Genomic DNA, 21,298 nt, shown 5'->3' on the forward strand with positions numbered 1-21,298 from the left:
GGTCCCTGACCCGACGCCGACGATCGCGCGCATAGGCTGACCACGTCATGCCAGCCCGAGTTCACGCCATCATCGTCGCGCGCCCCGGCCCCTCGGCCCGCGCGCAGCTGCTCCGCACACTCGACGCCGTGCGATCCCAGACGCTCGCCCCCGACGCCGTCACGCTCGTCCTGTGCGGTGATGCGGCGACCGCTCGCGAGAGCGAAGCCGTCGCGAACACGGTGGAGGGCATCATCGAGGCGCGGCCGTCGACCTCGTTCGCGGAGGCGATCGATCTCGCCAGGCCTCGGGTGCCGGAGGGGTCTGCGATCTGGCTGCTGGCCCAGGACACCGCCCCCCACCCGCGGGCGCTCGAACGACTCGTCGGCACGCTGGAGCGCTCGCCGTCCGCCGCGATCGTCGCCCCCAAGGTCGTGGCCACCGACAACGACCGGGAGATCGTGTCTCTCGGTGTGAGCATGACCGCGCTCGGCCGATCGGTCGAGCTCGCCGCCGGGGAGCTCGACCAGGGCCAGCACGACCGCATGGACGATGCGCTCGGCGCCGACATCCGCGGCCTGCTGATCCGCGGGGAGGTGCGCGACGCGCTGCGGCCCGACCCGGCACTCGCGGGCGCCGACGAAGGACTCGACCTCGGGGTGCGCGCGCGCCTGGGCGGCGGGCGCGTCGTGCTCGCGCCGAGCGCCCGGGTCTCCGCCGCGCCGGACGGCCCTGCCGCCCTGCCCTCCGGGCGCTCCCGCCGCGCGTACGTCACGCGCCTCGCGCAGCTGCACCGCCGTCTGGCCTATGCGCCCCTTCCGGCCGTGCCGCTGCACTGGCTGTCGCTGCTGCCGCTCGCGCTGTGGCGGTCGATCACGCACCTGATCGGCAAGCGACCCGAGGCCGTGCTGCCCGAGTGGGGCGCCGCGCTGGCCGCGATGCTGCGATTCGGGGCCGTCGCCCGCTCGCGCGCACGCATCCGGGCCTTCCGCACGTCCTCCTGGGCCAGCATCGCCCCGCTCCGGGTGACCTCGGCGCAACTGCGCCGACGGCTCGACGACGGGCACGGCAGCGAGCACGGCGCGGTGAGCGAGCTGCGCTTCTTCTCCGGCGGCGGCGCATGGGTCGTGCTGGCCGCCCTGGTCGTGGGCATCGCCTCCTTCACCACGCTGCTCGCCTGGCCGACCATCGGGGGCGGTGGCCTGCTGCCGCTGCGCCAGACCGTCGCCGCGCTGTGGGGCGACGCGGCCTGGGGCACCCGCGGCCTGGGCCTCGACGTGGTCGGCCCCGCCGATCCCTTCGCCGCCGTGGTCGCGGTGCTCGGCTCGCTGTGGCCGGCCGGCCCCTCGTTCACCCTCGTGCTGCTGTGGATCCTGGCGCTGCCCCTGGCGGTGCTCGGCGGGTGGTTCGCCGCGACCCGTGTGACCGATCGCGCCGGACTGCGGATCTTCGCCGGGATCGCCTGGGCGCTGGCACCCACGTTCCTCACCGCGCTCGTCGACGGCCGCCCCGCCGCGGTGCTCGCCCACCTCCTGCTGCCGTGGCTGTTCCACTCCGCGGTCGTCGCGCACCGCTCGTGGGGTGCCGCCGGCAGCGCCTCGCTGCTGCTGGCCGCTGTGCTCGCCTGTGCGCCCTCGCTCGCCCCCGCGCTCGCTCTGCTGTGGCTCGTGACGCTGGGCATCGTGATCGGCACGGCGCAGTTCCGCGGCGCCGGTCGTCTGCTGTGGCTCCCGCTGCCCACGGCCGTGCTGTTCGGGCCGTTGATCTCCTGGCAGCTTCTGCACGGCACGCCCCTGGCACTGCTCGCCGACCCGGGACTCACGTGGGCGGGACCGCAGGCGGGAGCAGACGCGGTCGGCCGCCTCGCGATCGCCCTCGGCTTCCCGACGACCGACCTCGCGGGCTGGGCGACCGTCGCGCCCGGCGGTCTCGGCACGTGGGCGGCCCTCCTGTGCGCACCGCTCGCGCTGCTCGCCCTCGCCTCGGCCGTCTCGCCGCGGTGGCGCGCGGGCATCACGCTGCTGGTGGTCGCCGTCGCCGGTGTCGCGACGGCCTTCCTCGCGGTCGGCGTCAGCGTCTCGTTCGCGCAGGGCACCCCCGTGCCGATCTGGCCGGGCACGGGGCTGAGCCTCGCGTGGATCGGAGTGCTCGGCGCGGCGACCGTCACGCTCGACACGGCGCTCCCGCTGCCACGGCTGCGCACCGTGGCGACCACCGTCACGGCGGCCGCCCTCCTGGTGTGTGCCCTGCCCGCCCTCACCGCGTTCCACACCGATCGATCCGTGCTCACCAACGGGCCGGAGTCGACGCTGCCCGCCTACGTGGCCGCGCAGGCGGCGGGCGACCGCGCGATCTCGACGCTCATCCTCACCCCGCAGAACGACGGCGGACTCGCGGTCGAGGTGGTCCGCGGAGCCAGCGAGACCCTCGGGGCCCAGACCACCATGCTCTCGACCGCCGTCGAGCCCCAGGGCACCGACACCGGCACGCTCGCGGTCGACCTGATCTCCGCCCGCGACTTCGATGCACCGGCCGAACTCGCCGCTGAGGGCATCAGCTACGTGCTGATCGCCCAGGTCGCGGGCGAGGGCGACCGGGCCCGTGCGCTGCGCACGGCCTCGATCGCCGCGATCGACCAGCGCCCGGGTCTCGTCCACGCGGGCACCACCGAGCGCGGAGTGCTGTGGCGGCTCGAGGGCGAGGCCGCGGCTCCGGCGTCGCTCACCGCGGCGCAGGAGGGCACGGCGCGGCTCGTGATCACCCTGCAGCTGCTCGTGGTGCTGGCCGCGCTGCTGCTGTCCATCCCGACCAGGGCGTCGCGGCGTGCCGCCAGGGCGCAGTCGCGCATCGTCGGGCGGGCGCCGGAGGAGCCGATGGTGCTGCCGCGTCACGCCGAGGATCTCCCGGCCGCGGTCGTGGAGGACCCGCCCGTCGGCGCGGTCGAGGATCCGCAGGACGAACCGGCTCTGACGGACGAGGCCCTGGCGCCCATCGCCGAACCGGTTCCCGAGGCCAAGGTCGAGCCCGCGGACGCCGCGGAATCGGACGACGACACCCCCGCACCGCAGCCCGAGGAGGAGCGCCGATGAGCGGCAACCGCGCATTCCGGGTGGCAGCGACCAGCGCCCGCGTCGTGACGGGAGTGGCGGTCGCCGCCGCCTGCGTGATCGGGGTCGTCGCGGCCGTGCACGCGCCCTGGCCGACCGTCGCACACGAGCCCGCGCAGGAGCAGGTCACTCCGCTCCCCGGCGACAGCGTGCTGGTCTGCAACGGCGACTTCCGGGCGCTCGGACGCGACTCGTCCGCACCGCTCGACATGACAGCGGCCGCAGCCCCCACGCTCACCACCGGCGGTACGTCGGGAGATCCGGCCTCGTCGGGAGTGGCGACGCCCGACCTCGCCGACGGCGACGAGATCGCCGTGCTCACCGGTGCCGTGGAGGGCCGCACGGCTCCGCTCATCGCGGGCGCCGAGTCGTTCACCCTCGCCGCGGACGACCTGGCGGGCTTCGCGGCCACTCCGTGCACGGTGCCGCGCCTGGAGTCCTGGCTCGTCGGCGGTGCGGTGGGCACCGGCACCGAGGACATCGTCATCCTCACCAACGCGGCCGAGGTGCCATCCACCGTCACCCTCACCGTGTACGGCGAGACGCGCGGCGGCCGCACCGTCATCATCCCGGCCCGCACGCAGACCGCTCTTCCGCTGACCTCGATCGCCGCCGGCAACGAGGCGCCGGTCGTCAAGGTGAGTGCGGTCGGGGCCCCGGTGCGCGCGGTCCTGCAGTCGTCGCTCGTGCGCGTGCTCGACCCCGCCGGCATCGACCTGCAGGAGGCCGTGGCCGGCGCGCAGCAGAACGTGGTCATCACGGGGGTGCAGACGTTCACGTCCGACGGCGACGAGGCCGACATGACCGTGCTGCGGTTGCTGGCACCCGGCGCCGACGCCATGGCGAAGGTCACGGTGCACAGCGAGGGCTCCTCGCCGACGACGGACGAGTTCTCCGTCCCGCTCGACCCCGACGTCCCCGCGCAGGTCGCGCTCAGCGGGCTCGAGCCGGGACGCTACACCGTGGAGATCGAGGCGGAGGCCCCGGTCGTCGCCGCCGTCCGCCAGCAGGACGGCTTCGGACGCGACACCGACTTCGCGTGGGTGACTCCGGCCGCCCAGCTCGACGACCAGGCCGCGGTCGCCGTGCCCGCCGGTCCCGCCCCGCGGCTGCAGCTCGCCAACACCGGCGACGAGGACGCGACCGTCACGGTCGAGCCGATCGACGGCGGTCAGCCGCAGGAGGTGTCGGTGCCGGCGGGGCAGACCCGCGGTATCGACGTGACCGCGCGGACGACCTATCTGCTGCGCACCACCGGACCCGTGCACGCCGCGGTGACCCTGACCGCGGCCGGTGCGCTCGGCGTGCTGCCGGTGCCGCCGTCGCCCGGCGTGGAGAAGTCGATCACGGTCTACCCCTGACCCCGGGTCGGGGCGCGCCGTCAGTGGTCGTGGCCGAGGTCCCAGGGCTCGCGGCCGACGTACTCGGCGGCGGCCCGGAACACCGCGCTCTCGATCGCCATGCGGCGGTGCGCGGCGTCGTCGTGTCCCGGAGGGAGCAGCCGCTCGATCGGGATGCGGAACAGCACGATCCGCCGCCCCTCGCGGTCCAGGTGCCAGCGCGGCACCTCCCCGTCGCCCTCGGCCGCGGGCAGCGCCCCGATCTCGAAGCGCACCTCCTGCAGCTCGGGCCAGGTGCCGCGGAGGAACTCCACCGCAGTGCCCACCGTGAGGTCGAACCGGTCGAGCCGCCCGTCGAGCGGTGCGAGCGGCGGGCGGACCACCTCGCTGCGCCCGAGTCGTCCGTGGCGTCCGTGCCTCGCGCCGCGTCGGGCGGTGGGGGCGTGGGCGCGACGACGGGGCATGCCGAAAGTCTAGGCGCTGCGCGCGCGCTCGGCGCGGCATCCGCTCCGCTCGCGACGGGGGTCGTAGCGTGAAGGGGATGGACGGACGACTCTGCTCGAAGGTCGGCTGCGCGCGTGAGGCCGTGGCCACCCTCACCTACGACTACGGCGACCAGATGGCCGCTCTCGGACCGCTCGGAACGGCGAACGACCCGCAGGCGCACGACCTGTGCGCCCCGCACGCCGACCGGCTCTCGGTGCCGGCGGGCTGGCTCGTGATCCGCCACGAGGCCCTGCGCGCCTGATCCGACACGCGGGCGGAGGCACCGTGGCCCCTGCCGGTTCCTGGGTACTCTGACGGCGGCGGTGTCACGGCGGCGCGGCCGGAAAGGCTACCGTGCTCGTCTGGCGTCGCTGGGTCCTGCCCCTGCTGCTCGTGGTCATCTTCGGCGCCTGCGCCGCCGCACTCGTGAAGATCGCCTTCTTCCCCGACCGGTCTGAGGCGATCGTGAGCCCCGAGGCGGGCATCACCGATCCGGTCGTCGCAGTCGAGCGAGGGGCCGTCGTCAACGCGCTCAGCCTGGACGGCACGGTCGCGCGCGACGAGAGCTATCCGGTGCGCAGCGAGCTCAACGGCACGGTCACGGCGGTGCACGTGGCCGACGGTGCGAGCGTCGCGGCCGGGCAGAAGCTGTTCACCGTGCGCCAGGACGACCCGCGCAAGGACATCGACGTGCTGGCGCCCGAGGCCGGCGACGTGTCGGAGCTCGCGATCGTGAAGGGCCAGGCCACCACGGTGGGCACGGAGACGTACACGCTCACCCCGGCCCGTTACCACCTGCAGGCGACCGTGGAGCCCGTGCAGCTGTACCGGCTCGTCAACGCGCCGACCGAGGCCACGGTGACCATCACGGGCGGCCCCGCCCCGTTCCCGTGCACGGGCGTGCGGGTGCAGGTGAGCGAGGAGGGCACCGCGAGCGTGCGCTGCGCGATCCCCGCCGATCAGACCGTGTTCGCCGGCCTGCCCGCCACGATGGATCTCGCGCTCGGACAGGTCGACGATGCGCTGGTGATCCCGGTCACGGCGGTGCAGGGCGGCGCTGGCACCGGAAAGGTGTGGGTCGACGCGGGCGACGGCGGCGAGCCGGAGGAGCGCGAGGTCGCCCTCGGCGTCAACGACGGCTCGATGGTGGAGGTGACCGACGGGCTCGCGGAGGGCGACAGCATCCGCCAGTTCGTGCCGGGCTTCGTCGCACCCGTCGAGGAGTTCTGCTACGAGATCTCCCCGGGCGTCGAGCAGTGCGACAGCGGGATGAGCTGGTGACGCTGGTCGCGCTGGAGGGCGTCGCCAAGAGCGTCCTCCTGCCCGACGACTCGCGCCTGGAGATCCTCCGCAGCGTCGACCTCGAGGTCGGCGCGGGCGACCACGTGTCGATCGTGGGACGGTCGGGTTCGGGCAAGTCGACGCTGCTCAACATCCTCGGCATGCTCGATGCCCCCACGTCCGGGACGGTGTCGTTCGAGGGGCGGGAGGTCCGCCGGATGCGGTCCGGTCGCCTCGACCGTCTCCGGGGTGAGAACGTGGGCTTCGTGTTCCAGCAGTTCAACCTGCTGCCCGGTCGCACCGCGCTGGACAACGTCATGATGCCGCTCGGCCACGCGCGCGGACGGCTGTTCTGGGACCGCCGCCGCATCGCCGCCGACATGCTGGAGCGCGTCGGACTCGGGCACCGCGTCGACCAGGTCGCCGACCGGCTCTCCGGAGGCGAGCAGCAGCGCGTCGCGATCGCCCGCGCGCTCGTACGCCGCCCGGTGCTGATCCTCGCCGACGAGCCGACCGGCGCCCTCGACATCGACACCGGCGCGACCGTGATGGCCCTGCTCGACGAGGTCGCGACCGAGACCGACGCCGCCCTCGTCACGATCACGCACGACCTGCACGTCGCGGCCCGCGCGCGCCGCCACTACCGCCTGGACGCCGGGCGGCTGGAGCCGGCCGACCTCACGAAGGCGTTCGAGGCGTCCACGCTCGCCGCCTCGGTGCCCGGGGCCGCGGAGGTCGCGTCGTGACCGGGTTCCTCGGAGCGCTCTCCGACGCCTGGGCCGAGATCCGGGTGCACAAGCTCCGTGTGCTGCTCAGCCTCATCGGCATCGCCGTGTCGGTGGGCGCGCTCACCGCGGTCGTGGCGATCTCGGAGTACCAGCGCCAGTTCCAGGAGGAGCAGTCGGACCGCTGGGGCGGCCGTGCGGCCACCGTGGTCGTGGCGGTGTCGGCCGACGACGGCACCCCGGTCGACGCGGACGAGGTGGACGAGCGCTTCCGCAGGGCCTCGGAGCGCTTCGGCTTCAGTCACACCGCCCGGATCGCCCAGGGCCTCTCGCTCGGCGTGGCGCTGCCCGACGGCGTGACCCCGGTGAACACACGGCTGGTCGACCCTGCGTACTCGCAGATCCACCGGGAGAAGCTGCTCGAGGGCCGGTGGCTGCACGACGGCGACCTCGAGGCGCTCGCGCCGGCGGTGGTCATCAGCGAGCCGCTGTGGGAGCGCATCGGGCGGGTTCCGGTCGCCCAGCACCCCACGATCACCGTCACCGGAGACGCCGGCGGCACCTACCAGGTGGTCGGGGTCGTTCCGCGGCAGGGCTTCGGCGACGAGGAGCTCCGTCTGGACCTGCTGTACGACGCCTACCGTGACCGCGTCGACGCGCTGCCGGAGGAGACGTTCACCCAGTACGAGGTGTGGCTCGGCCCCGACGAGGTCGACGCGATCGCGCCGGTGCTCGCGATGGACCTCCGCGCCGGGCTGCCGGAGGGGCAGACGGTGTCGGTGAGCCGCTCGGACTGGGCGGCGCAACCCGGCACCGCCGACGCTCAGGCCACGTTCGAGATGGTCACGGGCGGCATCGCGTCGCTGATCCTCGCGCTCGGCGCGCTCAGCCTGATCAACATCCAGCTCGTCGCGATGCGCCAGCGGGTGCGGGAGATCGGGGTGCGCCGGGCGTTCGGCGCGAGTTCCGGCCGGGTGTTCTTCGCGGTGTTCCTGGAGAGTCTGGTGGCGACGACCGTGGCGGGGGCGATCGGCATCGCGATCGTCGTAGCGGTGCTGCGCTCCGAGTGGCTGATCGGCTCGATGTTCCCCGGTATCCAGGACATCCCGCCGTTCCCCATGCGGGCGGCGCTGGTCGGTCTCGTCGCCTCGGTCGTGGTCGGCGCGGTGTCGGGCTTCATCCCCGCGCTCGTGGCGCTGCGGGTCAAGGTGATCGACGCCATCCGGTTCTGACACACGGGCGGTGCGTCCGCGACCTGATGGAACAATGGGGCCATGCCTGAGCTCGAGTACCGCATCGCCGATCTGTCCCTCGCCGACGCCGGACGGCACCAGCTGCGGCTCGCCGAGAACGAGATGCCAGGGCTCATGGCCCTGCGCGCGGAGTTCGGCGCGGCGCAGCCGCTCAGGGGCGCGCGCATCGCGGGGTCGCTGCACATGACCGTGCAGACGGCCGTGCTGATCGAGACGCTCGTGGCGCTCGGCGCCGAGGTGCGCTGGGCCAGCTGCAACATCTTCTCCACGCAGGACGAGGCGGCCGCGGCGGTCGTGGTCGGCCCGCACGGCACGGTGGACGCGCCCGCCGGTGTGCCCGTGTTCGCGTGGAAGGGCGAGACGCTCGAGGAGTACTGGGCGTGCACCGAGCGGATCTTCGACTGGTCGGCGTCGGGCGTCGACGGCCCGAACCTCATCCTCGACGACGGCGGCGACGCCACGCTGCTGGTGCACAAGGGCGTCGAGTTCGAGCGGGCGGGCGTCGTCCCCGATGCCGCCGAGGGCGACCCGCACGAGTACCGTGTGATCCTCGACCTGCTGCGTCGGACCCTCACGGCGTCGCCCGACCGCTGGACGCGGGTGGCCGCCGGGCTGATCGGCGTCACGGAGGAGACCACCACGGGCGTGCACCGCCTGTACGAGCTCGCGGCGTCGGGAGACCTGCTGTTCCCGGCCATCAACGTCAACGACGCGGTCACGAAGAGCAAGTTCGACAACAAGTACGGCATCCGTCACTCGCTGCCCGACGGGCTGAACCGGGCGACCGACGTGCTGATCGGCGGCAAGGTCGCGTTCGTGTGCGGCTACGGCGACGTGGGCAAGGGAGCGGCCGAGGCGCTGCGTGGTCAGGGCGCCCGGGTCATCGTGAGCGAGGTCGACCCCATCTGCGCGCTGCAGGCCGCGATGGACGGCTTCGAGGTGGCGCGTCTGATCGACGTGGCCGGCGGGGTCGACATCGTCGTGACCGGGACCGGCAACCGCGACGTGGTGACGGTGGAGCACCTGCTGGCGCTCAAGCACCTCGCGATCGTCGCGAACGTCGGCCACTTCGACAACGAGATCGACATGGCGGGGCTGGAGGCGCTCGACGGTGCGGAGAAGGTCGAGATCAAGCCGCAGGTGCACGAGTGGCGCCTGCCGAGCGGTCGCAGCGTGCTCGTGCTCAGCGAGGGCCGGCTGATGAACCTCGGGAACGCGACCGGGCACCCGTCGTTCGTGATGAGCGCGTCGTTCACGAACCAGGTCCTCGCGCAGCTCGAGCTGTTCACGAACGCGGCGGCGTACCCGGTCGGGGTTCACGTGCTGCCCAAGGCACTCGACGAGAAGGTCGCGCGTCTGCACCTGGACGCGCTGGGCGTGCGGCTCACCACGCTCACCGAGAGCCAGGCGGCGTACATCGGGGTGCCGGTCGAGGGGCCGTACAAGCTCGACCACTACCGCTACTGAGCGCGGCGGAGAGGCGAGGTCAGACGCCGACGCGGCGACCCGTCAGCCGCTCGGCGCGGCGGTCTGCGTTCTCCAGGGCCCGCCGCTCGCGCTCCCGCCGCAGCACCGTGATGCCCACGAGCACGAGCTCGGCGGGGGCGGCGGGCACCGGCGACACGAACGGCGCCGCCTCCGCGAGCAGTCCCTGCGCCACCCGCTCGCGCGCGGCGGGCATCATCCGCGGCGCGCTCTCCAGGAACTGCGAGATGCGGCGCGCCAGGCGATCGGGCAGCCGGGCGACGTCGGCGATCTGCGCCCATCCGGCGAGCTGCGGCGGAAGCACGGGCGCGTGCCCGGTCAGCCGTGGCGTGCGCACGCGCTGGCTGTACGTGCCGGCGACGAGGTCGCCCAGTCGCTGCGAGCGGGAGGTGAACGCGCCCACCAGCACCGCCAGGCCACCGAACGTGAGGTAGATCTCCAGCACGCCGAGGAGCGCGCGGATGAAGGCGTGCCGGAACCCGGCGGCGCCGCCGTCCAGGCGCACGATGCGCCCGCCGACCGCGAGCTTGCCGAGGCTGCGTCCCTGCAGGGCGACCTCCATCGTGATCGGCAGGACGACGAAGCTCACCACGAGCGCGGAGACGGTGGCGATGCGGTCGGTCGCCTCGTCGAGCACGCCGGCGTCGAGCAGCCAGATGCGCAGGAAGATCCACAGCACGAAGACGCCGTAGCCCACGAGCATGTCGATGATCGCTCCCGCGGCGCGGAGCACGAACCCGACCGGCTGCACGTCGATCGCGACCGCCTCACCGGAGAGCACCTCGTCGGAGACGTCGATCTGCGCGGACATGAGTACAGTAAATCAGGTGGATGCCGATGCCCTGACCGACGTCCGCCGGTCCGAGTGGGAGCGGCTGGATCAGCTCAGCCGCGCTCGCCTCGACGGCGCGGGGGTCGACGAGCTCATCGTGCGCTACCGCGCCGCATCCGCCGACCTCGCCGAGCTCAAGACCTCCGTCGGCGACTCGCCGCAGGGCGCCTACCTCTCGACGATCCTGGTGCGCGCGCGACTGCGGCTCACCGGCGCCTCCGACAGCATCCTCACCCAGGTCGGGCGCTTCTTCGGGCTCCAGCTCCCCGCCGCCCTGTACCGGCTGCGCTGGACCACCCTGATCATCGCGGTCGCGTTCATCGCGGTCGCCGTGGGCGTCGCGGGCTGGATCGCGAGCGATCCAGCCCTGGTGGCGACGCTCGGCCCGCCCGACGCCCTGGAGCAGTACGCCGACGAGAGCTTCACCGGGTACTACACCGAGAACCCCGCTGCCGTGTTCATGGGCATGGTGTGGACGAACAACGCCTGGATCGCGATGCAGTGCGTGCTGTTCGGCGTCACGGGCATCTGGCCGATCTACATGCTGCTGCAGAACGCCATCGGGCTCGGCACGTCGGGCGCGGTCATGGCGGCCCACGACAAGGCCGACCTGATGGTGCTCTACATCCTGCCGCACGGCATGCTCGAGATGACCTGCATCTTCGTCGCGGCCGCCGCCGGGCTGCACGTGTTCTGGGCGTGGGTGGCGCCGGGTCGCCGGTCGCGCGGTGAAGCGCTGGCGGAGGAGGGGCGGGCCCTCGCCACGGTCGCGATCGGGCTTGTCTTCGCCCTGTTCCTGTCCGGCCTGGTGGAGGGTTTCGTCACGGGCTGGGCGCTGCCGTGGCCGGTCAAGATCGGCATCGGGGCCGCGGCGCTCGCCGTGTTCCTCGTCTACATGCTCGCCATCGGCGGACGGGCGTATCGCCGCGGGGAGAGCGGCGACCTGGTCGAGTACGAGGCTGGCACGCCGCGGCTCGTCGCCGGCTGATGACGGCCCCCGGTCACAGCCGTCCGGCGGCCTTGAGCTCCAGGTAGCGGTCGGCGATCCGGGGTGGGAGCGCCTCGGGGTCGGCGGCGATGGCCTCGCCGCCCGCCCGCCGGATCGCGTCGGCCACGTTCTCCGCGTCGCGGAGCGTCCGCTCGGCCGCTGCGGCGACGTACACCTCCTCGCGCGAGCCCCTGGCGCGCGCCAGCGCGGCGATCCCGTCGTCGGTGACCGAGCCGACCAGCACGGTCGTCGCCCGCGACGCGGTCGGGAATGCGCCGAGGAAGCCGCGTGCGGACTCCGCCGCGTCCTGCGCCGTGAGCGCGACGATCAGCGAGGGGCGCGTGGTCAGGGTGCGCACCGCCGCGAACGCGCTCTGCCAGTCGGTGTCCACGAGTCGTGCGTGCACGGGGGCCATGGCGTCGGTGAGCGCGGGAAGGAGCGCGGTACCGTCGACGCCGGTGACCCTGGCCCGGACGACCCGGTCGAACATCAGCAGGTGCACGTGGTCGCCCGCGCGGGAGGCGAGGGCCGCGAGCAAGAGCGCGGCCTCGAGGCTCGCATCCAGGCGGGTGCCGTCGCCCACGCGGGCCGCTGCCGTGCGACCCGTGTCGACGAGGATGACGACGTGGCGGTCGCGTTCCGGGCGCCAGGTCCGCAGCATCGTGGTCCCGGCCCTGGCGGTCGCGCGCCAGTCGATCGAGCGCACGTCGTCGCCCCGGACATACTCGCGCAACGAGTCGAACTCGGTGCCCTGACCGCGCACCTGGATGCTCGTGTTGCCGTCGAGCTCCCGCAGCCGGGCGAGCCGGGAGGGGAGGTGCTTGCGGGAGCTGAACGCGGGCAGCACGCGGATGGCGCCGCGGACGAGGTGGCGCGCCTGCCGTCCCGCGATGCCGAGGGGCCCGCGCGAGCGGATCACGACGAACTCGCTCACCAGCTCGCCGCGACGGCGAGGATGCAGCGGCAGCTCGACCCGTCCGCGCTCACCCGACGCGATGCGCAGGCGCTGGCGTTCCAGGGGCGCACCGGCGGTGGGCTGCCAGGCGTCGCGGATCACGGCGTCGAGCGTCCGCGTTCCGTGGTTGTGCAGGGCCACGCTGACCGGCACGGGTTCGCCGAGGCGCGCCCGCGCGGGCAGCCGGCGGGTGACGGTCACCGCGCGGGGACTCGCCGCCCGCACCACGTCGAACACCACGAGCAGGGCGCACAGCGCGAGCCAGCCTCCGAGCACGGCGTACGGCGGCACCCCCGCGAGACCGGTCAGGACCAGCGGGACGATGCCGACGGCGAGGGCGACGGCGAGGCGTCCGGTGACGAACACCTAGATCGGCACCCTGGTCTGCTGCACCACGGAGGTGAGCACCGCGTCGGCGGACACGCCCTCCATCTGCGCGTCGGGCCGCAGCTGCAGCCGGTGGCGCCAGACGGGGACGAGCATGGTCTGCACGTGGTCGGGCGTCACGGCCGTCGACGCGTTGAGCCAGGCCCAGGCCTTGGCGGCAGCGAGGAGTCCGGTCGAGGCGCGCGGGCTCGCGCCGAGCTCCACGGAGGGGGACTGGCGGGTGGCCCGTGCCAGGTCGACGACGTAGCCGAGCACGTCGTCCGTGACCTCGACGGCGGCGGCCGCGTGCTGGGCGGCGCGGATCTCCTCGGCGGACACCACGGCCTCGACGCCCGTGAGCTCGCGCGGCGAGAAGCCCTGCGCGTGGCGCCGCAGCACCGACACCTCGGCGTCGCGCTCTGGCATGCCGACGACGAGCTTCATCAGGAACCGGTCGAGCTGCGCCTCGGGGAGCGAGTACGTGCCCTCGTGCTCGATCGGGTTCTGGGTCGCGGCGACCAGGAACGGATCGGGCAGCGTGCGGCTCACGCCGTCGGCCGACACCTGACGCTCCTCCATGGCCTCCAGGAGCGCTGCCTGCGTCTTCGGCGGCGTGCGGTTGATCTCGTCCGCCAGCAGGATGTGCGTGAACACGGGTCCGGCGCGGAAGTCGAACTCGCCCGTCCTGGCGTCGTACACGAGTGAGCCGGTCACGTCGCCGGGCATGAGGTCTGGCGTGAACTGCACGCGCTTGGTGTCGAGCCCCAGGGCCCTGGCGAACGATCGCACGACCAGCGTCTTCGCGACGCCGGGCACGCCCTCCAGGAGCACGTGACCGCGGGCGAGCAGCGACACCAGCAGACCGGTGACGGTGCCCGCCTGGCCGACCACGGCCTTGTCGACCTCGGTGCGGACGCGGTGCATGGCCTGGCGCAGCGCGGCGTCGTCGATGGGACGGTTGTCGTCGGTCACGGGGTCTCCTCGGATTCCGGGGTGAGCGGGGGTCGGTCGGGGCGGCGGGGCGTCATCCGTCGTCGCTCCGCGCGGTGCGGGCCGTGTCCTCGACGGCGGTCTCGAGCTCGTCGAGCTGGCGCGCGAGGGCGATCAGGGTGGCGTCGTCGGCGGGTGGCGCTCCGGCGAGCAGCGCCTGCAGGGTGCCGCGGGGGATCCGCAGCCGGTCGGCGGCGGCGTCGGCGACCTCGTCGGCTCCGGCCTGGACGGCGAGCCCGAGCCGGACGGCGAGCCGTCGGCGGGTCCCTTCGCGCAGCGCTTCGGCCGCGTGCGGGGCGTCGGCGGCCTTGGCGGTGAGCCGGGCGCGTCCGAGCATCGTCTCCGAGGCCCGGACGGTGACCGGCAGCGTCTCGGCGACGAGCGGGCCGAAGCGCCGCCCTCTCGCCACCGCCACCGCGAGCCCGGCGGCGAGGAGCAGGAGGATGGCCGGGGTGACCCAGTCCGGCGTGAGGCTGCCGAGCGTGTCCGGTGCGGCGGTGCCCTCGACGTCGGAGTCCTGGAAGGAGGGGACGTACCAGACGAGGCGGTCGGACTGGCCGAGCAGCGCGAGGCCGAGGGCGGCGTTGCCGTTCTCGGCGAGGAAGGCGTTGCTGAACAGCTTGGTGCCGTCGACGATCGTGCGACGGTTGCCGTCGCGGTCGTCCACGAGCACGGCCGCGCCGCTGTCGTCGCCGAAGCAGGCGTCGACGCCGCTCGCGGGCGAGAACAGGCGGTCGGGCCGGATCGTGCCCACTTCGGCGAACTCGGGCACGGCGCAGTCGGCCGCGGCGGTGGAGACGCTGCCCGGCGCGGGCTCGCCGATCCGCAGTTCCCCGAGCAGGTGCGTGCCGGTGGAGAGGAAGACCACGCGTGCGGCCGGCGCGATGAGGTCGGCGATCGCGTCGTCGCTCAGGGTGTACGGGTTGGTCATGGCCAGCGTGGCATCGTCGTCCAGTGCCGCGCGGACCTCGGCGCGGCTGCGGGCGACCTCGACCTCGACGCCCCGGTCGCGGAGGATCTCGGCGAGGGCGAGCGCTCCCGTGTCGCTGCGGCTCTCGGGGTCGAGGGCACCGCGAGCGCCGGGGCTGCTGGCGGCGAACTGCGAGGCGGCATAGGCCACGACGAGTACGAGGATGCCGATGAGCGCCCAGCCCACGATCGCGCCCGTGCGGCGAGGGCGCCGCTCGGCCGTCGTGGCGTCCTGCGGGGTGACGAGGGTCATGCGGGTACCGCCTCCGGTCGCCGCGCGCGCAGGCGGTCGTCGGTCGCGGCGAGCTCGCGGTAGGTCTCCTCGGAGGCGGGGTGGCGCAGGTAGCGCACATCGTCGAAGGCGGCGGCGGCGCGGCGCATCGCGTCGGACTCCTCGGTGAACACGAGGCTCGCCGATCGTGCGATGGCCTGCGCGGTCGCGCCGGGCGCGGGGTCGATGAGGTCGCGTTCGAGGAGGCTGCGCGCGATGGCCCGGTAGCGCAGCACCACGGCCGTGTCCCAGTCGCCGTCGCGCGCGCTGCGCTCGGCATCCGTGCGCAGCTGCGCGGCGGTGCGGTCGTCGTCGGCGCCCAGCAGGTGCGCGTGGCCGCGACGTACCGCGCGGGACCGCCGGGGGCGCCCCCACACGAGCAGGGCCGTGATCAGGGCGGCGGCGATCAGCAGGACCACGGCGATGAGTGCGACGGGGCCGACGCTCTGACCGTTGCCGGAGCTGAACAGATCGGCGAGGAACCGTCCGACGTCGCGGGCGAGCAGATCGAACCAGGTCGGCTTGGCGTCGGCGTAGCGCGGGTTGGCGAGCTCCTCCTCGGCCCACCGGCGCGCTTCATCGCCGTCGGGGATGAAGACCTCGTCGAACCGGAGCATCATGCGGAGCGGTCACCGCCACCGGGAGCCGTGCCGTCGCCATCGGGCGCGGGAGCGGGCGTCGCCGGAGCCGCGGGACGCGGGGCCGGGGCGGGCGGGGGCGCGGGGGCGAAGGCCGGCGCGGGTGCCGGCGGGTACGCGGGTGCCGGCGGGAACCCGGGCACGGGCTGAGACGCGGGCGCGGGTGCCGGCGGGTACGCGGGGGAGGGCGCGCCGCCGAACCCCGGGGTCGTTCCGGCCGGCGGCGGACCGTAGGGATACGGCTGCGGCGCGGCCTGGGGGTACCCGTACCCTTGCGTCATCATCACGTGCTCCGGAACCTGACGCGGCGGCGGGGCGGAGGTGACGGCGCGGGCGGTGTCCACCACGAACGGGTCGCCGAGCTGATCCTCACTCGCACCGAGGTCGAGGCGCTCCACATAGGAGAGGAGCGTCTGGTCCAGGCCCTCGTAGCGCATGCGGCAGTCGAGGTAGACCAGCACACCGCCCGTGCTCTGCACCACGATCGTGATCGCCTGCAGGATCAGCAGCAGCACCTGCGGGGCGAGGAGGGCGAAGACGTAGCCGATCACCGCACTCGGCTCGCTGGCGCCGGTCGGCGCGATCACGGTTCCGAGGAACGACGACACCAGCGCCGTGGGGATGCTCACCACCTGCATCGCCAGCCCCATGATGAGGCTGATCAGGAACGTCACTCCGAACGCGACCCAGAACCGGCCGCGCGTCAGACGCCACGACCGCACGAACGCGTCGCGGAAGCGCGCGCGCTCCAGTACCAGGATCGACGGGACGAGAAGCAGCTTGGTGGTCAGCCAGATGGTCAGGGGGATCGCGGCGATCGCCAGCAGGACCACCACGATGATCACGATGCCGATCAGCTCCGGCGTGCCGCCCAGACCGCCGGCGGTGAGTGCGCCGATGATGGCGACGACGATCGCGATGCCGCCGAACATCGCGAGCACCGAGAGCGATGCGAAGCCGGCGAGCCGCCAGAACGCGGGGAGCATGCGGCGCCAGAGCATGCGCAGCGAGGCCTTCCGCCCCACGGCGGCGTACCCGATGTCGGCGGCCACCACGCCCTGCATCATCGCGGTGAAGGCGATCGACGCGAGCCCGACGATCAGCCCGGCGATCACGTTGATGGCGATCGTGCCGGCGAGCACGGCCTCGAAGTCGGGCGACGAGGGAGACACCGTCTCGAGGCGGGTGAAGGTGGTGAAAAGCACGACACCCATGACACCGGCGGTCGCGATGACGACGACGAACTGGATCACGACGGCGAACCCGAACAGCACCCTCGGGTTGTGGCGGAGCGCCGCGAAGGCCTTGCCGAGCAGCATGCCGAACGTCAGCGGATGAAGGGGGATGATCCCCTTCTTGGGGGCTGGGGTCCACGTCTGGCCGCTCACGGGCCTCCCTCCGTCGTGCGCTCCCATCGTGTCATATCCTCGCGGTGAGGCGCAGACCTGCGGAGGGCGGTACTCGGTGCCATAAGGTAACAGTTATGACCTCACGCATCCTCGTGGTCGACGACGACACGGCGCTCGCCGAGATGATCGGCATCGTGCTGCGCACGGAGGGCTTCGAGCCGGTCTTCTGCGCGGACGGCGCGCGCGCGGTCGACGAGTGGCGCGCACAGCGTCCCGACCTGGTGCTGCTGGACCTCATGCTCCCCGGCATGGACGGCATCGAGATCTGCACGCGGATCCGGGCGGAGTCCGGGGTGCCGATCATCATGCTCACGGCGCGCAGCGACACCGCGGACGTGGTGCGTGGCCTCGAAGTGGGCGCAGACGACTACATGGTCAAGCCGTTCAACCCGAAGGAACTGGTCGCCCGCATCCGCACCCGGCTGCGCCCGACCCCGCAGACCACCAGCGAACAGCTGCGCATCGGAGACCTCACGGTCGACGTCGACGCGCACGAGGTCCGCCGGGGCACCACGCCCATCGCCCTGACGCCGCTGGAGTTCCAGCTGCTCGTGGCCCTCGCCTCCAAGCCGCAGCAGGTGTTCTCGCGCGAGATGCTGCTCGAGCAGGTGTGGGGCTACCACTACAAGGCCGACACCAGACTGGTGAACGTGCACGTGCAGCGGCTGCGCGCGAAGGTCGAGCTCGACCCGGACAACCCGAAGATCGTGATGACCGTGCGCGGTGTGGGCTACCGCGCCGGCAGCGTCGCCTAGGCGCACGATGGCCGCGACGACAGCGACCACGGCCGTCGCTGTGCTGCGCGACTGGCGTGGCTGGCCGGCCGTGATCTCGGCGCTGTGGCGGCGGTCGCTGCGGTTCCGCACCCTGGCGATCACCCTGGTCGCGACCTCGCTGGCGATCTTCATCACGTGCGTCACCATGGCGCTCGTGATCCAGAACGACCTGTTCGTCTCCCGCAAGAACGTCGCCCTGGAGGACGCGCGCCGCGCGGTCGACCAGGCGCAGAGCATCCTCGACGTGGCCGAGGTGGGCGACGACCCCGCGGCGCTCACCGACCTGTGGAACAGCATCCCCGACACGCTGGCGCGCACGTCCAGCGCCGATCAGCTGGCCGGGTTCAAGATCGAGGACGAGCCGGGAGGGGTGCGACTGAACGGCTTCACGGCCGGCCTCACCGCCAACCTCCTCAGCCCCGAGCTGAAGACGAGGGTGGAGGAGCTCGACTACGTCCAGGCGTGGCAGTCGGTCGCGCTGCCGGTCGAGGACGGGGGAGAGGTTCCCGGCATCATCGTGGGGCAGCAGCTCCAGGTGCCGGAGGCCGGCCCGTTCGCGATCTACTTCGCGTACGACCTGGCCGATGCCGATCAGACGCTGGTGTTCGTGCAGCGCACGCTGTGGATCGCCGGGATCGGCCTGGTGGCGATCGTCGCCGCGATCTCGTGGATCGTGCTGCGCACGGTGTCGACGCCGATCGTGCAGGCCGCGGAGACCAGCGCGCGCCTCGCCGCGGGCGACCTCGGCGTGCGGCTGGAGGTGCACGGCGAGGATGAGCTCGCGACCCTCGGCCGGTCGTTCAACGCCATGGCCGACAGCATCGAGGCGCAGATCAAGGAGCTCGGGGAGCTGTCGATGGTGCAGCAGCGCTTCGTGTCGGACGTCTCCCACGAGCTCCGCACGCCGCTGACGACGATCCGTCTCGCCGCCGACATGCTCAACGACCACCGTGACGAGTTCGACGCGACCACCGCCAGGGCGACCGAACTGCTGCACGCGCAGGTGCAGCGCTTCGAGACTCTGCTGTCCGACCTGCTGGAGATCAGCCGGTACGACGCGGGGTCCGTGCAGCTGGAGCTCGAGGCGACGAGCCTCGCGCACCTCGCGGAAGACGTCATCGAGCAGGTGCGGCCGCTCGCCGACGGCCGCGGCTCGGAGCTGCGGCTCGTCGCACCGGGCGGCTACTCGCCGGTGGACATGGATCCGCGCCGGGTGCGTCGAGTGCTGCGCAACCTGGTCGGCAACGCGATCGAGCACGGCGAGGGCCGGCCGATCGTGGTCACCGTCGACAGCAATCAGCACGCGGTGGCGGCGGGTGTACGCGATTTCGGCCTCGGCATGGACCCGGCCGACGCCGAGCGCGTGTTCGACCGGTTCTGGCGCGCCGATCCCTCCCGGCAGCGCACGATCGGTGGCACGGGGCTCGGACTGTCGATCGCTTTGGGCGACGCCACCCTGCACGGCGGTACGCTCGCGGTGTGGTCCGAGTTGGGCGTCGGGTCGAACTTCGTGCTGACCATCCCTCGCCACGACGGTGTTCTCGACGGGCCGAGCCCGGTCCCGGTGGAGCCCCAGGAACCGTTGGCGGAACTGGGCGATGCGACGCAGCCGATCTCGATCGCGGAGATGTACTCGGAGCTGCTCGAGGGGAGGGAGGAACCGTGAGTGCACGCAGGTCGCGACGTCTCGCGCTCGCCGCCGCCCTGGGCATCGTGGCGCTGCTCCTCCCCGCCTGCGCCGGTCTGCCCACGAGCGGCGATGTCGCGGTGGGCCTCAAGCTCGGCGAGTCGCCGCAGGATGTGGACGTCCTCCCCGTCGCCTCCGGTCCCATCGCCGGAGCCGGTCCGGAGGAGATCGTCGAGGGCTTCCTGGAGGCCGGGATCACGACGTCGGACAACTGGGACACGGCGCGCGAGTTCCTCGCCCCGGCGCTGCAGCGCAGCTGGGCACCGTCGGCGGGCGTGTCGATCGACGTCGGCCCCGAGGCGCGGACGCTGTCGTCCACGGTGCCGGAGGACGAGGTGGAACAGGCGGACACCGCCGAGGTGCAGGTGCAGCTCGACCTGGTGGCGAGCGTCGACGGGGCGGGTGCCTACAGCGGCGCGCCCGGCGACTCCAGCGTCCCCTTCGCGCTGGAGCGCATGGACGACGGCGAGTGGCGCATCACCCAGGCGCCCGACGGCATCGTGATCGACGAGGCGCGGTTCCCGAAGGTGTTCGAGGGGTACCCGCTGCAGTGGTTCGACTCCTCGTGGTCGCGCCTCGTGCCGGACATGCGGTGGTTCCCCCGACGCCAGAGCCCGGCGACGACCGTCACGCAGGCGCTCGTGAGCGGAACGCCGTCGGAGTGGCTGGACCCGGCCGTGCAGACCGCGTTCCCCGCCGACGTGCAGCTGGCGCAGGACGCGGTGCCGATCACGGGACAGGTGGCTCAGGTCGCTCTGACGCGTCCGGCGTCCGGACTGGACCAGACCACGCTCGCCCGCATGCGCACGCAGTTGCAGTCCACGCTGAAGGCCGCCGGGGTCAACGTCACGCAGGTGCGCTTCAGCGTCGACGGCAGGTCCCTCGACGCGGGGGTGGTCGAGCTCGCAGGCACCCCGGCGGACGTCGGGACGCTGGTCCTGCGGAACGGCGAGTTCGGGCGGATCGTCGGCGACGAGATCTCCCCGATCCCGGACATCAGCGAGCAGATCGTCGCGATCCCGCAGCCGATCCTGGCGATCGACGTCGGCATCGACGACTCCTACGCGGTCGTGCAGCTCGACGACGGTCACGTGTACCGGGTGGCGAAGTCCGGACGCGATGAGTTGGACGCGCGCGCCGGTCTGGTCGAGCCGTCTCTCGACCCCTTCGGCTACGCGTGGTCCGTCCCGGAGGGTGATCCCCAGGCGGTGCAGGCCTCGGGGAGTGATGCGGCCCCGCACGCCGTGGCGAACGCCTGGCCGAGCGCCTCCTCCATCTCCGACCTGCGAGTGTCGGCGGACGGTGCCCGGGTCGCCGCGGTGATCGTGGTCGGCGGGCAGCGGTGGGTCGTGGTGGCGGCGATCGTGCGCGACTCGGCGGGCGTGCCGACCGAGCTCGGCGACCTCGTGCAGCTGTTCCAGCTCCCGGAGCCGTCCACCGGGCTCGTGTGGCTCGGGCCCGACCGGCTCGCCGTGCTGGCCTCTCCCAGCAGTCCGCGGCTCGTGCTGCAGACCGTGGGCGGGCCGGGGTCGTCCGAGACGGCGCCGGTCGATGCGATCTCGATCTCCGGCGCGCGCACGCCCGCGGGTGTGCGGATCCTCGGTGCCGCCGGTCAGTTGTACGCGCACGCGGGATCGGCGTGGCGCGAGGTGACGGAGGGCATCACGGTCCTGGCGACCCGGGCGGGGGAGTGACCTCTCCTCCACGGTGACGGATCTCGCGGTGCGGCTCGCGGGTCGTGCTCGCGACGACCGCCGCGGA

At 73.2% G+C, this 21,298-nt stretch carries 18 protein-coding genes; 11 read left to right on the forward strand and 7 right to left on the reverse strand.

Features of this window, described 5'->3' with window-relative positions; all coding sequences use genetic code 11:
- The first annotated feature begins 47 nt into the window (after positions 1 to 47).
- Both KV394_RS11570 and KV394_RS11575 read left to right on the forward strand, forming a co-directional pair.
- The gene (locus KV394_RS11570; RefSeq protein WP_247981501.1) at positions 48 to 3,068 is read left to right on the forward strand and encodes a glycosyltransferase; all 3,021 of its coding nucleotides are present in this window, start codon (positions 48 to 50) and stop codon (positions 3,066 to 3,068) included.
- The gene (locus tag KV394_RS11575; RefSeq protein WP_136044240.1) at positions 3,065 to 4,447 is read left to right on the forward strand and encodes a DUF5719 family protein; all 1,383 of its coding nucleotides are present in this window, start codon (positions 3,065 to 3,067) and stop codon (positions 4,445 to 4,447) included. The genes KV394_RS11570 and KV394_RS11575 overlap by 4 nt, the downstream gene beginning before the upstream one ends.
- 20 nt (positions 4,448 to 4,467) lie before the next feature.
- Here KV394_RS11575 and KV394_RS11580 read toward each other — a convergent pair whose 3' ends face one another.
- Positions 4,468 to 4,890 carry a hypothetical protein gene (locus KV394_RS11580; RefSeq protein ID WP_240744592.1) on the reverse strand — a complete coding sequence of 141 codons (423 nt, stop codon included), beginning with the start codon at positions 4,888 to 4,890 and terminating at the stop codon, positions 4,468 to 4,470.
- Positions 4,891 to 4,967: 77 nt separating this feature from the next.
- Here KV394_RS11580 and KV394_RS11585 point away from each other — a divergent pair, with 77 nt between their 5' ends.
- The 5 genes from KV394_RS11585 (at position 4,968) to ahcY (ending at position 9,638) form a co-directional block, all read left to right on the forward strand.
- On the forward strand, positions 4,968 to 5,174 hold the full coding sequence (locus KV394_RS11585; protein WP_136032271.1) for a DUF3499 family protein: 207 nt from the start codon (positions 4,968 to 4,970) through the stop codon (positions 5,172 to 5,174).
- A gap of 92 nt (positions 5,175 to 5,266) precedes the next feature.
- Positions 5,267 to 6,193: an efflux RND transporter periplasmic adaptor subunit gene (locus KV394_RS11590; protein ID WP_136036380.1), complete on the forward strand. Its 927-nt coding sequence runs from the start codon at positions 5,267 to 5,269 to the stop codon at positions 6,191 to 6,193.
- Positions 6,190 to 6,939, forward strand: a complete 750-nt coding sequence (locus tag KV394_RS11595) for an ABC transporter ATP-binding protein (protein ID WP_136032267.1) — start codon at positions 6,190 to 6,192, stop codon at positions 6,937 to 6,939. Before KV394_RS11590 ends, KV394_RS11595 begins: the two co-directional genes overlap by 4 nt.
- The gene (locus KV394_RS11600; protein ID WP_136032264.1) at positions 6,936 to 8,150 is read left to right on the forward strand and encodes an ABC transporter permease; all 1,215 of its coding nucleotides are present in this window, start codon (positions 6,936 to 6,938) and stop codon (positions 8,148 to 8,150) included. Before KV394_RS11595 ends, KV394_RS11600 begins: the two co-directional genes overlap by 4 nt.
- 42 nt (positions 8,151 to 8,192) lie before the next feature.
- The gene (ahcY, locus tag KV394_RS11605) at positions 8,193 to 9,638 is read left to right on the forward strand and encodes an adenosylhomocysteinase (protein WP_247981502.1); all 1,446 of its coding nucleotides are present in this window, start codon (positions 8,193 to 8,195) and stop codon (positions 9,636 to 9,638) included.
- A 19-nt stretch (positions 9,639 to 9,657) separates the two neighbouring features.
- On the opposite strand, the gene KV394_RS11610 is transcribed toward ahcY, so the two are convergent.
- Positions 9,658 to 10,467, reverse strand: a complete 810-nt coding sequence (locus KV394_RS11610; RefSeq protein WP_247981503.1) for an RDD family protein — start codon at positions 10,465 to 10,467, stop codon at positions 9,658 to 9,660.
- Between the two features lie 16 nt (positions 10,468 to 10,483).
- On the opposite strand from KV394_RS11610, the gene KV394_RS11615 reads away from it, so the two are divergent.
- A complete protein-coding gene (locus KV394_RS11615; protein WP_136032131.1) occupies positions 10,484 to 11,476 on the forward strand; it encodes a stage II sporulation protein M in 993 nt (330 codons plus the stop codon).
- Positions 11,477 to 11,489: 13 nt separating this feature from the next.
- Here KV394_RS11615 and KV394_RS11620 read toward each other — a convergent pair whose 3' ends face one another.
- From KV394_RS11620 to KV394_RS11640, 5 genes are read right to left on the reverse strand one after another with little or no spacing between them, the layout of a single operon-like run.
- Positions 11,490 to 12,797: a DUF58 domain-containing protein gene (locus tag KV394_RS11620; RefSeq protein WP_136035404.1), complete on the reverse strand. Its 1,308-nt coding sequence runs from the start codon at positions 12,795 to 12,797 to the stop codon at positions 11,490 to 11,492.
- The gene (locus KV394_RS11625; protein ID WP_136035405.1) at positions 12,798 to 13,769 is read right to left on the reverse strand and encodes an AAA family ATPase; all 972 of its coding nucleotides are present in this window, start codon (positions 13,767 to 13,769) and stop codon (positions 12,798 to 12,800) included.
- Positions 13,770 to 13,821: 52 nt separating this feature from the next.
- Positions 13,822 to 15,009, reverse strand: coding sequence for a DUF4350 domain-containing protein (locus KV394_RS11630; RefSeq protein ID WP_247981504.1), 1,188 nt, complete (start codon positions 15,007 to 15,009; stop codon positions 13,822 to 13,824).
- Positions 15,006 to 15,647 carry a DUF4129 domain-containing protein gene (locus KV394_RS11635; RefSeq protein ID WP_247981505.1) on the reverse strand — a complete coding sequence of 214 codons (642 nt, stop codon included), beginning with the start codon at positions 15,645 to 15,647 and terminating at the stop codon, positions 15,006 to 15,008. Before KV394_RS11635 ends, KV394_RS11630 begins: the two co-directional genes overlap by 4 nt.
- The gene (locus KV394_RS11640; protein WP_247981506.1) at positions 15,644 to 17,053 is read right to left on the reverse strand and encodes a hypothetical protein; all 1,410 of its coding nucleotides are present in this window, start codon (positions 17,051 to 17,053) and stop codon (positions 15,644 to 15,646) included. Before KV394_RS11640 ends, KV394_RS11635 begins: the two co-directional genes overlap by 4 nt.
- A gap of 95 nt (positions 17,054 to 17,148) precedes the next feature.
- On the opposite strand from KV394_RS11640, the gene mtrA reads away from it, so the two are divergent.
- From mtrA to KV394_RS11655, 3 genes are read left to right on the forward strand one after another with little or no spacing between them, the layout of a single operon-like run.
- Positions 17,149 to 17,829 carry an MtrAB system response regulator MtrA gene (mtrA, locus tag KV394_RS11645; RefSeq protein ID WP_136032889.1) on the forward strand — a complete coding sequence of 227 codons (681 nt, stop codon included), beginning with the start codon at positions 17,149 to 17,151 and terminating at the stop codon, positions 17,827 to 17,829.
- Positions 17,830 to 17,836: 7 nt separating this feature from the next.
- Positions 17,837 to 19,516 carry an MtrAB system histidine kinase MtrB gene (gene mtrB, locus KV394_RS11650; protein WP_247981507.1) on the forward strand — a complete coding sequence of 560 codons (1,680 nt, stop codon included), beginning with the start codon at positions 17,837 to 17,839 and terminating at the stop codon, positions 19,514 to 19,516.
- Positions 19,513 to 21,231, forward strand: a complete 1,719-nt coding sequence (locus KV394_RS11655; RefSeq protein ID WP_136032891.1) for an LpqB family beta-propeller domain-containing protein — start codon at positions 19,513 to 19,515, stop codon at positions 21,229 to 21,231. The genes mtrB and KV394_RS11655 overlap by 4 nt, the downstream gene beginning before the upstream one ends.
- Positions 21,232 to 21,298: the final 67 nt, after the last annotated feature.

The organism is Microbacterium sufflavum, assembly GCF_023101165.1.
GTDB classification, from domain to species: Bacteria; Actinomycetota; Actinomycetes; order Actinomycetales; family Microbacteriaceae; genus Microbacterium; species Microbacterium sufflavum.

Bases quoted from the DNA above. Each gene is read 5' to 3' on its own strand.
- KV394_RS11570 (WP_247981501.1), top strand. From the start codon at position 48: ATGCCAGCCCGAGTTCACGCCATCATCGTCGCGCGCCCCGGCCCCTCG.
- KV394_RS11575 (WP_136044240.1), top strand. From the start codon at position 3,065: ATGAGCGGCAACCGCGCATTCCGGGTGGCAGCGACCAGCGCCCGCGTC.
- KV394_RS11580 (WP_240744592.1), bottom strand. From the start codon at position 4,890: ATGCCCCGTCGTCGCGCCCACGCCCCCACCGCCCGACGCGGCGCGAGG.
- KV394_RS11585 (WP_136032271.1), top strand. From the start codon at position 4,968: ATGGACGGACGACTCTGCTCGAAGGTCGGCTGCGCGCGTGAGGCCGTG.
- ahcY (WP_247981502.1), top strand. From the start codon at position 8,193: ATGCCTGAGCTCGAGTACCGCATCGCCGATCTGTCCCTCGCCGACGCC.
- KV394_RS11610 (WP_247981503.1), bottom strand. From the start codon at position 10,467: ATGTCCGCGCAGATCGACGTCTCCGACGAGGTGCTCTCCGGTGAGGCG.
- KV394_RS11630 (WP_247981504.1), bottom strand. From the start codon at position 15,009: ATGACCCTCGTCACCCCGCAGGACGCCACGACGGCCGAGCGGCGCCCT.
- KV394_RS11635 (WP_247981505.1), bottom strand. From the start codon at position 15,647: ATGATGCTCCGGTTCGACGAGGTCTTCATCCCCGACGGCGATGAAGCG.
- mtrA (WP_136032889.1), top strand. From the start codon at position 17,149: ATGACCTCACGCATCCTCGTGGTCGACGACGACACGGCGCTCGCCGAG.
- mtrB (WP_247981507.1), top strand. From the start codon at position 17,837: ATGGCCGCGACGACAGCGACCACGGCCGTCGCTGTGCTGCGCGACTGG.